The organism is Pedobacter sp. AJM, from assembly GCF_002197755.1.
GTDB lineage: Bacteria > Bacteroidota > Bacteroidia > Sphingobacteriales > Sphingobacteriaceae > Pedobacter.
On sequence record NZ_NHOT01000001.1, the window covers coordinates 732,949 to 745,102 of the forward strand.

Below are 12,154 nucleotides of genomic sequence, written 5' to 3' on the forward strand. Positions count from 1 at the left end.
AAATAATTATCTAACAACTGTATACCTATATTAGGTTTAAAATAATTGCAGGATAAATACCCAAAATAAGCGTAATCGCTACTGATACCAATAGAACTACCTTATACTGACCTGGTGTAGAAAGTTCGATTTCTGCCCCTTCTTTAAACCACATGGCTACAATAACCTTAAAGTAATAGTAAAAACCTACCAGCGCGTTTAGGATGGCAAAGGCTACCAATAACATTTGATATTCGCCCATTACATTCAGGAACATCAAATATTTCCCGATAAAGCCAGCAGTTAAAGGAATACCTGCTAAAGATAACATCGCAACCGTGAGCGAAAGTGCCACTAAAGGATTTTTCCTGCCCAAACCGTTGAAGCTCTCAAAACTATCACTGCCGGTTTTTTGCTTTACCAGAATCAACACCGCAAATGCAATGATGGAAGCGAAAGTATAGGCCGCCGCATAAACTAAAACATTGTTTTCTGAATTTGCACTTAATACAATAAGAGAAAACAACAGGTAACCTGCATGAGAGATACTGGAATACGCTAACATCCGCTTAAAGTTCTTCTGAAACAGTGCCGTAATGTTACCAATGAATAAGGTTAAACAAACAATTACAATTAAAGGTGCCACCCAGAAATCATGAAGGGGAGCAAAAGCATCTGAAAACAACCTTAAGAAAGCAGCGAAACCAGCTGTTTTAACCACGGTACTCATAAAGGTGGTAATCAATGTAGGAGACCCTTCATATACATCAGGTGTCCAGAAATGGAACGGTGCAGCGCCAACTTTAAAGCATAAACCAATCATCATCAGGATAACGCCAGGATAAAAAATTGGCGATATCGCTTTACTGTTGTCAACCAGGTAAGCCTGAATTTTATCTAAATCAAATGAACCGGTAGCACCGTAAATTAAGGTAATACCGAACAGTAAAAAGCCTGTTGAAAATGCACCCATTAAAAAATACTTTAATGATGCTTCGTTCGATGCAAAGTCCCTTTTTCGGATCCCGGCCAGAATGTATAAACTTACCGACATGATTTCAAGTCCCACAAAAAGCATCGCCATATTTTTATACGATACCATCATAATCATCCCGGCAAGGGCGAAAAGAATTAAAGTATAGTATTCGGCTATGTTATCACTTTTAGCATGAAAATAGTTCTGTGTCAACAGGAAAATCAAAAGTGTACCAATGATACAAACGCCAGAGAATGCTAACGCAAAGTTATCTGTCTGCATCATGCCGAAGTGAATGGCATGACCATTCCAGGCGCCGATAGTAAATCCCAATGCGGTAAGCAAGCCAACAACAGTAAGCGGCAGTAATGCTTTCTTGGCTTTAAACAATCCTGCATAAAGAACAATAAAAGCGGTTATACTAATGGTTATGATAATATTCATTGCTTATTTTACTGATGTTAATTTTTGATGTACCTGTTCTAATAAATGTTGTACAGATGCCTCTGTTAAATGCAATAATGGTTTTGGATAAACACCCAAAATAATAATCAAGGCACAAATAATGTAAAGGACTAATTTTTCAGTTCCTTTAATATCTGTGAAGGTAATGGTTAATTCGTTGGTTTTACCAAGCATTACATTTTGATACATGCGCAACATGTAAACTGCGCCGAAAATGATGGTTAGCCCTGCAATTGCAGCAGCCCATATACCGTAATTGTAAACCCCCATTAATAGCAGGAATTCACCAATAAAACCATTCGTTCCGGGTAAAGCTACTGTACCCAAAACAATAATTAAAAATGCGATAGCCAATTGTGGAGCCAACTTAGCAATACCGCCAAGTTCTTCAATCTTATTCGTTTTTAACCTGGAGAAAATAATATCCAAAACGAAGAACAGACCAACCACGTTAATACCATGACTTAACATTTGAACCATTGCACCTTGCATACCTTGTTGGTTCAATGCAAAAATGCCGGCAGAAATTAACCCAACGTGAGCAATAGATGAATAAGCAACGAGTCGCTTAGCGTCTTTCTGAGTAAAGGCAATGAGTGAAGCGTAAACAATTCCGATAATGGACAGTACCATAGCCAGACAAGACCAATCCTGAACGCCCGTTGGCACAATCGGCAACAACCACCTGATTACACCGTAAATACCCATTTTTAACATGATACCGGATAACAGCATCGTTCCTTGAGTTGGAGCTGCCGTATAGGTATCTGGCTGCCAGGTATGGAAAGGGAAAATCGGCATCTTGATCGCGAATGCAATAAAGAAAGCCCAGAAAATCCAGCCTTGTTGTGCACTATCTAAGTTTAAAGCATAAAAAGCCTGAATATCGAAGTTGTGGGCTGGGTTTTGTAAGTATAAATAAATAATACCCATCAACATAAACAATGAACCTGCAATCGTATAAACGAAGAATTTCATGTTAATGCGTATCCTATCTTTTCCGCCCCAGAATGCGCAAATAAAGTAAATCGGAATCAATGCAGCTTCCCATCCTATATAAAATAAGAAAGCATCCATTGCGGTAAAAACCAATAATAAACCAGCCTGCATGAATAAAATCAAGGCATAAAAAGCAGCCGGATTTTTATAATCATGTTTGTAGCTCGATAAAATGATAATCGGAATAAGCAAATTCGTAAGTAATACCACTAACATGCTAATGCCATCGATACCTGCATGGAAACGAATGCCAAGATCTGCAATCCATGGTAAGTTTGCTTCGAACTGTGTACTTGCGTCTGGAATAAAGTTACAGGCAATGAACAAGGCCAGGCCCAGAGATGCAACCGAAATTACGGTCGAAACTATTTTAGCCGACTTACCTGCAAGGGCCGTAATAATTGCACCTGCAAGCGGAAGAAATATAAGTAGTAAAAGTTGTTCCATTATTTATTTTTGAACCCTTTTTAGATGTAATAAAATGTATAAGCAAGCAATGCGATGATACCAGCTACCATCATAAATATATAGAAACCTACGTTCCCACTTTGTAATAAACGAACACCTTTACTTGCCTCGTTTGTACTCCATCCCAATCCGTTCACCATACCGTCGATGAATTTTGTATCAATGATTCTGTAGAAAAATCTTGAAAATGCATCTAAAGGTTTCGTGATGATGAAATCGTAAATCTCATCCAGATAGAATTTATGATATGATAATTTAGCCAAAGCTGAACGTGGTGCCTCATCAGCAACAGGAACGCGAGCACCTTTTACATATCTGGTATAAGCATAAAGCAATGCGAAAATGGCAGCTACAACTGAAACACCCATTAATGTAAATTCAGTTGAATGACTTAAATCCAACTCATGTTGTGCAACACCTGCACCTGATAACCAATGTGCCAGCCACTCGTTGCCACCGAAAACATGAGGAATGTTAATTGCTCCTCCAATTGCAGCCAAAATGGCTAAAATAATTAATGGAATAGTCATTGCTTTTGGCGACTCATGCACATGACTTTCTTCATGATGTGTTCCTCTGTATTTTCCGGAGAAAGTAAGAAACATCATTCTGAACATATAGAACGCAGTTAAAAATGCAGTTAATACACCAATACCCCAAAGTACCGGGCTATATTGAAAAGCGTGTGCTAAAATTTCATCTTTAGAAAAGAAACCAGAGAACGGAGGTAAACCAGCGATGGCAATGGCGCCGATCATCATGGTTAAGAAAGTTACCGGAAGTTTCTTCCTTAATCCGCCCATTTGGCGCATATCCTGCTCATGATGCATGGCGTGAATAACTGAACCAGCCCCAAGGAACAATAATGCTTTAAAGAATGCGTGGGTTAACACGTGGAAAAATGAGCCTGTGTAAGCGCCAACACCTAAGCCTAAAAACATATATCCCAATTGGGATACGGTTGAATAAGCCAGTACTTTTTTGATGTCTGTTTGTGTTAAAGCAATAATTGCAGCTACTAAAGCGGTTGCCGAACCAATAATGGCAATAATATGTTGGGTAAATGGTGCCAGATCAAACAATGCGCTTGAACGGGCTATCATATAAATTCCCGCGGTTACCATTGTCGCTGCATGTATTAATGCAGAAACAGGCGTTGGTCCGGCCATCGCATCAGGCAACCAGGTAAACAAAGGCAACTGCGCCGATTTACCACAGGCACCAATAAATAATAAGATAGTAATTAAAACCAATGTGTTATTTCCTGGCAACATGTTCGCTGCTTGAGGAAAGATTTTAGAAAATTCAACACTTCCGAAGAAGTTGAACATTAAGAATACGCCTAGTAAAAAGCCTAAATCACCAATGCGGTTCATGACAAATGCCTTTTTAGCTGCCGATGCATAAGCGGTGTTGGTATACCAGAAACCGATTAACAGATATGAGCACAAACCTACGCCCTCCCATCCGATAAACATCACGATATAATTTGAACCCAATACTAATAACAGCATGAAGAATACAAACAGGTTCAGGTAAGCGAAGAATTTACCAAATCCGGCATCATCGTGCATGTAACTGGTCGAATATAAATGGATTAAGAAACCAATTCCTGTAATAATCAACAGCATAATTGAACTCAATGGGTCAACCAGGAATGATAGTGGAATGTGCAATGTTCCTGCGCTTATCCAATCGAATAAAAATACTTCGTGAGATTTTTGTGTATCGCCTTGTAAACTAAAGAAAATAACTAAGCTGATCATGAATGAGGCAAATATTACGCCACTTCCAATGATTCCAACAAGTCCTTTAGATAGAGTGTTTCTGCTCAGTCCGTTAATTACAAACCCTAAAAAAGGAAGTAAGGGAACTAACCAAATCAATTGTTCTATTGTCATTCTTAATATATATTTACCACTTAAGGCGATTTAAAACATTAATATCTATTGATTTTGTATTTCTGTAAACCATTACGATAATCGCCAAACCCACTGCAACTTCTGCAGCCGCAAGCGCCATAATGAAGAACACAAAAACCTGTCCGGAAGGATCATTACTGTGAACCGAAAAGGCAGTCAAAAGCAGGTTTACTGCATTTAACATCAGCTCAACCGACATGAAAATTACGATTGCATTTCTACGGGTTAATACGCCGATTACACCAATTGTGAAAATGATGGCGCATAAATAGATGTAGTGATTAAGCGGAACGCCTGCCATTTGTGTAGTTAAATTTTCCATTATGCTTCTACCTCATCTCTTTTAGATAATAAAACGGCTCCAACCATTGCGGCCAATAGCAACAGAGATGATAATTCGAATGGTAACAGGAATGGGCCAAAAAGTTCCTTACCTAAATTTTCAACCAGGCCTAATCCCTGGTTTTTCAAGATCAGCGGACTGTTAATGCTTGCAGCCTTAAATGAACCTACCAGGGTAACAATTAAGCAACAGCCTGCAATTACCCCCACAATCTTAATTAATGGTGATTTTACCGGTTCAGTTTCTTTATTGAGGTTAAGAAGCATCAGTACAAATAGAAATAATACCATGATGGCTCCCATGTAAACAATGAAATTTACAACCGCTAAAAATTGTGCATTCAACAGTACATAATGTACCGTAAATGTGAAAAAGGTGAGGATTAAGTATAGAACGCTATGAATTGGATTTTTAGCAAAAATCACCATCAGCGAAAAGATGATACTTAATGTGGCTACGAAATAGAATACTTGTGTACTCATTAATTTGTTATTTGTTTATTAGTTTCTTCGTCATCATTGCGAGGGACAAAGCAATCTTTTTATTTTCGTCTTCCTGAATTTATTTCAGGATCTTAATGTTTAGTCCTTAAACAAGTTCAGGATAACATTAATTATTTTTTCATCTCCAACGGCGCCTCAACCAGTTTATCTTTACCATAAATAAAATCTTTACGTAAATAATCAGCAGGTACGATTGGCCCGTCTAAGTAAATGGCTTCTTTAGGGCAGGCTTCTTCACATAATCCACAGAAAATGCAACGCAACATATTAATTTCATAAGTAGCTGCATATTTTTCCTCACGATATAAATGCTTTTCTTCATTTTTACGTTCTGCAGCGATCATGGTAATTGCTTCAGCGGGGCAGGATAATGCACATAAACCACAAGCTGTACAACGCTCTTTTCCGTTTTCATCGCGTTTAAGTGAGTGCATTCCCCTAAAGTTTGCAGAAAATTCGCGTTCAACTTCCGGATATCTTACTGTAGCCTCTTTTTTGAACAAGTGGCTGATGGTAATGCCCATTCCTTTTGCAATTGCCGGAAGGTACATTCTTTCCATAAAGCTCAGCGGCTTTTGTTCCAGTACTTTTTTCTTGTTACTTAATGATTCCATAATTAAAACTTCTCTATAATCGCAATCACAACTCCGGTTATTATAATGTTGGCAATGGCCAAAGGTATTAAACCTTTCCAACCTAAATTCATCAATTGATCATAACGGAAACGAGGAATTGTCCAGCGTACCCACATGAAGAAAAAGATGAAAAAAACTATTTTCAGAAAGAAAACACCCACACCAAAAAGTGGTGCCCATGTTGGCCCAAGCAAAGTAGCCATATAATCCATGCCTGGATAGTTATACCCGCCAAAGTATAAAGTGGCCATTACTGCTGATGAAACAAACATGTTGATGTATTCTGCAAACAGGTAAAAACCTAATTTCATGGATGAATATTCCGTGTGGTAACCGCCTATTAATTCCGTTTCACATTCAGGCAAGTCGAAAGGCGCACGGTTGGTTTCTGCAAAAGAACAAACCATGAATATCAGAAATCCCAATGGTTGATATAATACATTCCAATGCCAGCCATGTTGTTGCTCAACAATGGTTTTTAAACTTAAAGTATTGGTCATCAAAAGCAATGCGATGATAGATAAACCCATTGCAATTTCATAGCTGATGTTTTGTGATGCTGCACGAATGGCACTCAATAATGAATACTTATTATTCGATGCCCAACCGCCAATCATTACCCCATAAACGCCTAAAGAAACCACGCCAAAGATGTATAAAACGCCAACGTTGATGTCAGCTACCTGTAATGGAACAACTTTACCGCCAATTTCCATCGGGCTGCCCCAGGGAATAACCGCCGTACCGATACAGGCACAAAGCAAAGCCAAACCCGGGCCCACAATAAATAACCACTTATTTGATGAAGCGGGGATGATTTCCTCTTTCATAAACATTTTTACACCATCGGCTAAAGGTTGCAGTATTCCAAACGGACCAGCTCTATCCGGACCTAAACGGTCTTGCAGATAAGCTGCAACCTTACGCTCCGCATAAGTGGAATACATGGCTACGACTAAACTGATACCGAAAATAACCGCTACCAGAATAAATTTCTCTATGATAAAACCTGTATCCATTAGTATTTTACTGTTTTATGTAATTCAATTTCATTTGCCGCCTGTAGTGCCGCATTTGGCTTAATTACCGGAAGTGGCCTTAATGTTTCGTAATGATTAGATGCAATTACTGAAGTATCATCAATATGTGTTGGATGCTCAATAGTCCAGTCGGAGGTTGCTTTCTTATCGAAACGACAAGTATTACAAATAAATTCTTCAACCTCTCCAAACTGATCTTTACGGGCCGTAACACGTAAAACATCTTCTCCTTTATACCAAAGTGTCACTTTACCGTTGCATTTTTCATGGTCACAATTGCGGTGTGCATCAACCGGTTTGGTAAACCAAACCCGGTTTTTGAAACGGAAAGTTCTATCGGTTAGTGCTCCAACCGGGCAAACATCAATCACATTTCCGGAGAAATCATTATCTACGGCCTGCTGTATATACGTTGAAATTTCAGAATGATCGCCACGGTTTAAGATTCCATGAACACGCTTGTTGGTAATCTGATCGGCGGTAAAAACGCAACGGTAACACAGAATACAGCGATTCATGTGCAACTGAATCTGATCACCAATATCGATACGATCAAAAGTACGGCGCTCAAACTCATAACGCGTTTTTTGCAATCCATGCTCGTAACCTAAGTTTTGCAAATCACACTCCCCTGCCTGATCGCAAACCGGACAATCTAACGGGTGGTTAATTAATAAAATCTCGACTACACCAGCGCGTGCTTCCAAAACCTCTGGAGAAGTAATGTTTAACACTTCCATTCCATCCATTACGGTTGTACGGCAAGATGCCACTAGCTTTGGCATTGGACGCGGATCTTTTTCCGAACCTTTTGTTACCTTCACAATACAGGTACGGCATTTACCACCACTTCCTTCTAACTTGGAATAGTAGCACATGGCCGGAGGTACGATATCACCACCTATTTGCCTTGCAGCATTCAGGATAGTGGTTCCGTTATCAACCTCTACTGCTATTCCATCTATCGTAACCTTAACTTTTTCACTCATGGTTAATGATAATCTTTATTTTTAAGCACTATGCCAATATTATTAGGCATTTAGCAATCTTTATAATTTATTTTTCTCTTTCGAGATTTTGTAACCAATTTCTTTTCTTGGTTTTTCTTTCTGTTCGAGTAGTTCATCAAAATACCTGAAGATGACTTCGATGTTTTTATCCTGATGATCTACCTTCTTTTTTATCTTTTCTACTTCTAATCTGATTTCTGTATTGCTCAAAACCATTGTTCGGAGCTGTACAAATACATCAATAATTTTAATACTTACCGCTATCGCCTGATTACTTTTTAAAACATTTGATAATTGCAAAATACCATGTTCGCTAAATGCGAACGGTAGATATTTTGAGTATTTCCCTTGTTCTAAGGTCGCAAATTGCGACCTTAGAACATCATTTTCTTCTTTCGTCAATTCAAACATAAAGTGTTCCGGAAAACGCACTATGTTTCTTCGAACCTGCTCTTTTAACCGTTTAGTATCAACACCAAAGAGCTCTGCCAAATCAGAATCTAACATCACCTTTACTCCTCTAAAAAGATATATTTTATTAATTATTACTTCGTTGGGGATGATTACTGGTGATATTTCTTCTTTCATCTACATATTTTTATCGTATTAAGTTAAATCTTAGGTTACAAATTGCGTCCTTAGGATTTTATTTCTCTTCTGTTACCGGCGCTTTTTCAATCGGTGTTGCATAATTAGCAATACCATAGTTTTGGCTCTGGCTTTTAACGGGTTCTTTAATGTGCCACTCAAATTCATCTCTGAAATGACGAATTGCACTCGCTACAGGCCATGCTGCTGCGTCTCCTAATGGACAAATGGTATTACCTTCAATCTTACGTTGGATATCCCAAAGCAAATCCACATCATCCATCGATCCATGACCATGTTCAATTTTGTGTAACACTTTTTCCATCCATCCGGTACCTTCACGGCATGGCGAACATTGTCCGCAACTTTCGTGATGATAAAAACGGGAGAAATTCCAGGTATTACGAACAATACACTGGTCTTCATCAAAAGCAATAAAACCACCTGAACCCATCATGGTTCCGGTAGCAAATCCGCCTTCTGATAAAGATTCGTAACTCATTAAGCGAGGTTCTCCGTTAGCTAACTTTAAAGTTAAATTAGCCGGTAAAACCGGAACAGATGACCCACCTGCGACTGTTGCTTTTAAACGCTTACCATTCGCAATACCTCCACAATATTCATCAGAATAGATAAATTCTTCAACTGGTAAGCCTAATTCAATTTCATAAACACCAGGTTTTACTAAGTTTCCTGATGCTGATATTAATTTTGTACCTGTACTTCTACCAATACCTATTTTTGCGTATTCATCGCCACCATCATTGATAATTGGCACCACTGCAGCAATCGATTCTACGTTATTGACTACCGTTGGGCAGCCATATAAACCAGCAATCGCAGGGAATGGTGGCTTAATCCTCGGATTACCCCTTTTACCTTCAAGTGATTCTAATAAAGCGGTTTCTTCTCCACAAATGTAAGCACCACCACCGGGCTGAACATATAATTCTAAATCGTAACCTGTTCCTAAAATGTTTTTACCTAACCATCCGGCAGCTTTTGCCTCAGCAATTGCCTTTTCCAGAATACGGATTTGAGGCATCATTTCTCCACGAACGTAGATGTATGAAACCTTCGCACCCAGGGCAAAACTGGAAACAATCATTCCTTCGATTAAAGCATGAGGAATGTAAGTCATCAGGTAACGGTCTTTAAAAGTTCCCGGCTCAGACTCATCAGCATTGCATACTAAATAGCGCGCAACTCCTTCTGGTTTAGCCAAAAAACTCCATTTCATTCCCGTTGGGAAACCCGCACCACCACGACCACGCAAGCCTGATTTCTTAACTTCTTCAACAATCTCTTCAGGTGTTAAAGTTTTAAGGGCTTTCTCCACGGCACGGTACCCGCCTTTTTGGCGATAGACCTCAAGTGTATTGATGCCTGGTACGTTTATATGCTCAAGTAATAATTTGCGACTCATTATTTTTAGATGTGAGATGTGAGATGTGAGATGTGCGACGACCGCCTAATCTCAAATCTCAAATCTAGTTTCTCAAATCTTATTTATTTTTCAAATCTTCAATCAATTGATCTACACTTTCTGTAGTTAAGTTTTCGTAGAAAGTATATTCCGGGCTAATTTGCAAAACCGGACCAAATCCACAGGCAGCTAAACATTCAACTCCTCTAAAGCTAAATAAACCATCTGCTGTGACTTCACCTTCTTTAACACCCAGCTTTGCTTCGAGGTGATCTAATATTTTTTCTGCACCAACCAGGCAACAAGGCCCTGTACGGCAAACCTCCAAAGCATATTTACCTTGGGGTTTTAAAAAATACATCGTATAAAATGTAGCCACTTCATATACTTCAATGGGCTGAATATTTAAGTATTCGGCAACCTTATCCATCGCCGGAGTACTTACCCAAAGGTATTCTGCCTGTACCAAATGTAATAATGGCAGCAATGCTGATTTTTCTTTCCCTTCAGGATAGCGACTTTTAACATCATCAAATTTGGCTAACAATTCTGATGAAAATTGTACAGGTGTTTGTTCTTCTACTTTAAGCATCTAATTCTCCTGCAATGATATTCATACTACTCATGTTGATAATGGCATCAGACAATAACATGCCTTCACTCATTGGTGCAAACATCTGGTAATTTACAAAACTTGGTCTGCGGAAGTGCAAGCGATATGGTGTACGCCCTCCATCATTAATCAGATAGAAACCTAACTCGCCGTTTCCGCCTTCCACGGCATGGTAAACTTCTGCCTTTGGTGCATCAATCTCTCCCATCACAATTTTAAAGTGATAGATCAATGCTTCCATATTATTATACACTTCTTGTTTCGGGGGAAGATAAAAATCAGGAACATCGGCATGAAAAATACCTTTAGGTTCTGTTTTTAACTTCACCAGCGCTTGTTCGATGATGCGAACACTCTGCCACATTTCTTCATTACGCACCAAATATCTATCATAGATATCACCACTTGTACCTACCGGAACCTCGAAATCGAAATCCTGATAAGAAGAATATGGATCACTTACCCGAACATCATAATCTACACCTGTTGCACGCAAAAGCGGACCTGTCCAGCTATATTCCAGGGCAGTTTCTTTCGTAACTTCAGCAACCCCTGCTGTTCTGTCGATAAAAATACGGTTACGTGTTAAAAGATTTTCAAACTCTTTTAAAGCTACCGGAAACTCTTTTAAAAATTTATTGATTTTGGCAAAGGCAATTTCATTGAAATCTCTTTCAAAACCACCAATACGACCAATGTTAGTTGTTAAACGAGCCCCGCAAACCTCTTCAAAAATCTCGTAAATGTGTTCGCGAAACTGGAACAGATAAAGGAAAGTTGTCGTTGCACCGGTATCCTGACCGATAATCGTATTACAGATAATGTGATCAGCGATACGGGAAAGCTCCATGATGATTACGCGAAGATAATCAATACGTTTTGGCATCTGGATGTTCAGTAATTTTTCAACTGTCATATGCCAGCCCATGTTATTAATAGGCGATGAACAATAGTTTAACCGATCAGTAAGTGGCGTGATTTGATAAAAAGGGCGATGTTCAGCAATCTTTTCGAAAGCACGGTGAATATACCCAATTGTAGAAACGCCGCTTACAATCCGCTCGCCATCTAATTGCAAAACGTTTTGAAAAACACCGTGGGTTGCAGGGTGTGTTGGACCTAAGTTCAAGGTTACCAGCTCACTTTGCGGATCGTTATCTGTATATACCGGATGGTTATGATTCATA

The 12,154-nt window shown here is 39.0% G+C and carries 12 protein-coding genes; all 12 read right to left on the minus strand.

Going from position 1 to position 12,154, the window contains the following annotated elements; translation table 11 throughout:
- Positions 1-25 precede the first annotated feature (25 nt).
- On the minus strand, positions 26-1,399 hold the full coding sequence (locus CBW18_RS03165) for an NADH-quinone oxidoreductase subunit N (protein ID WP_088299778.1): 1,374 nt from the start codon (positions 1,397-1,399) through the stop codon (positions 26-28).
- Between the two features lie 3 nt (positions 1,400-1,402).
- Positions 1,403-2,866, minus strand: a complete 1,464-nt coding sequence (locus CBW18_RS03170; RefSeq protein ID WP_088299779.1) for a NuoM family protein — start codon at positions 2,864-2,866, stop codon at positions 1,403-1,405.
- A 20-nt stretch (positions 2,867-2,886) separates the two neighbouring features.
- On the minus strand, positions 2,887-4,788 hold the full coding sequence (nuoL, locus tag CBW18_RS03175) for an NADH-quinone oxidoreductase subunit L (protein WP_371566149.1): 1,902 nt from the start codon (positions 4,786-4,788) through the stop codon (positions 2,887-2,889).
- A gap of 13 nt (positions 4,789-4,801) precedes the next feature.
- Complete coding sequence (gene nuoK, locus CBW18_RS03180; protein ID WP_010601897.1) at positions 4,802-5,131, minus strand: NADH-quinone oxidoreductase subunit NuoK; 330 nt, start codon at positions 5,129-5,131, stop codon at positions 4,802-4,804.
- Positions 5,131-5,634 carry an NADH-quinone oxidoreductase subunit J gene (locus tag CBW18_RS03185; RefSeq protein ID WP_088299780.1) on the minus strand — a complete coding sequence of 168 codons (504 nt, stop codon included), beginning with the start codon at positions 5,632-5,634 and terminating at the stop codon, positions 5,131-5,133. Before CBW18_RS03185 ends, nuoK begins: the two co-directional genes overlap by 1 nt.
- 131 nt (positions 5,635-5,765) lie before the next feature.
- Positions 5,766-6,269 (minus strand): NADH-quinone oxidoreductase subunit I, encoded by a 504-nt coding sequence (locus tag CBW18_RS03190; RefSeq protein ID WP_088299781.1) that lies wholly within the window; start codon positions 6,267-6,269, stop codon positions 5,766-5,768.
- Between the two features lie 2 nt (positions 6,270-6,271).
- Positions 6,272-7,309, minus strand: a complete 1,038-nt coding sequence (gene nuoH / locus CBW18_RS03195; RefSeq protein ID WP_088299782.1) for an NADH-quinone oxidoreductase subunit NuoH — start codon at positions 7,307-7,309, stop codon at positions 6,272-6,274.
- Positions 7,309-8,319 carry a 2Fe-2S iron-sulfur cluster-binding protein gene (locus tag CBW18_RS03200; protein WP_088299783.1) on the minus strand — a complete coding sequence of 337 codons (1,011 nt, stop codon included), beginning with the start codon at positions 8,317-8,319 and terminating at the stop codon, positions 7,309-7,311. Before CBW18_RS03200 ends, nuoH begins: the two co-directional genes overlap by 1 nt.
- A gap of 60 nt (positions 8,320-8,379) precedes the next feature.
- Positions 8,380-8,928 (minus strand): ORF6N domain-containing protein, encoded by a 549-nt coding sequence (locus CBW18_RS03205; protein WP_088299784.1) that lies wholly within the window; start codon positions 8,926-8,928, stop codon positions 8,380-8,382.
- A gap of 58 nt (positions 8,929-8,986) precedes the next feature.
- On the minus strand, positions 8,987-10,354 hold the full coding sequence (gene nuoF / locus CBW18_RS03210; protein ID WP_088299785.1) for an NADH-quinone oxidoreductase subunit NuoF: 1,368 nt from the start codon (positions 10,352-10,354) through the stop codon (positions 8,987-8,989).
- 79 nt (positions 10,355-10,433) lie between these two features.
- Complete coding sequence (nuoE, locus tag CBW18_RS03215; protein ID WP_088299786.1) at positions 10,434-10,946, minus strand: NAD(P)H-dependent oxidoreductase subunit E; 513 nt, start codon at positions 10,944-10,946, stop codon at positions 10,434-10,436.
- The gene (locus CBW18_RS03220; protein WP_088299787.1) at positions 10,939-12,153 is read right to left on the minus strand and encodes an NADH-quinone oxidoreductase subunit D; all 1,215 of its coding nucleotides are present in this window, start codon (positions 12,151-12,153) and stop codon (positions 10,939-10,941) included. Before CBW18_RS03220 ends, nuoE begins: the two co-directional genes overlap by 8 nt.
- Between the last annotated feature and the right edge of the window lies 1 nt (position 12,154).

Coding starts and splice junctions, on each gene's coding strand:
- nuoK (WP_010601897.1), bottom strand. CDS start 5,131: ATGGAAAATTTAACTACACAAATGGCAGGCGTTCCGCTTAATCACTAC.
- CBW18_RS03220 (WP_088299787.1), bottom strand. CDS start 12,153: ATGAATCATAACCATCCGGTATATACAGATAACGATCCGCAAAGTGAG.
- CBW18_RS03205 (WP_088299784.1), bottom strand. CDS start 8,928: ATGAAAGAAGAAATATCACCAGTAATCATCCCCAACGAAGTAATAATT.
- nuoF (WP_088299785.1), bottom strand. CDS start 10,354: ATGAGTCGCAAATTATTACTTGAGCATATAAACGTACCAGGCATCAAT.
- nuoE (WP_088299786.1), bottom strand. CDS start 10,946: ATGCTTAAAGTAGAAGAACAAACACCTGTACAATTTTCATCAGAATTG.
- CBW18_RS03200 (WP_088299783.1), bottom strand. CDS start 8,319: ATGAGTGAAAAAGTTAAGGTTACGATAGATGGAATAGCAGTAGAGGTT.
- nuoL (WP_371566149.1), bottom strand. CDS start 4,788: ATGACAATAGAACAATTGATTTGGTTAGTTCCCTTACTTCCTTTTTTA.
- nuoH (WP_088299782.1), bottom strand. CDS start 7,309: ATGGATACAGGTTTTATCATAGAGAAATTTATTCTGGTAGCGGTTATT.
- CBW18_RS03170 (WP_088299779.1), bottom strand. CDS start 2,866: ATGGAACAACTTTTACTACTTATATTTCTTCCGCTTGCAGGTGCAATT.
- CBW18_RS03185 (WP_088299780.1), bottom strand. CDS start 5,634: ATGAGTACACAAGTATTCTATTTCGTAGCCACATTAAGTATCATCTTT.
- CBW18_RS03165 (WP_088299778.1), bottom strand. CDS start 1,399: ATGAATATTATCATAACCATTAGTATAACCGCTTTTATTGTTCTTTAT.
- CBW18_RS03190 (WP_088299781.1), bottom strand. CDS start 6,269: ATGGAATCATTAAGTAACAAGAAAAAAGTACTGGAACAAAAGCCGCTG.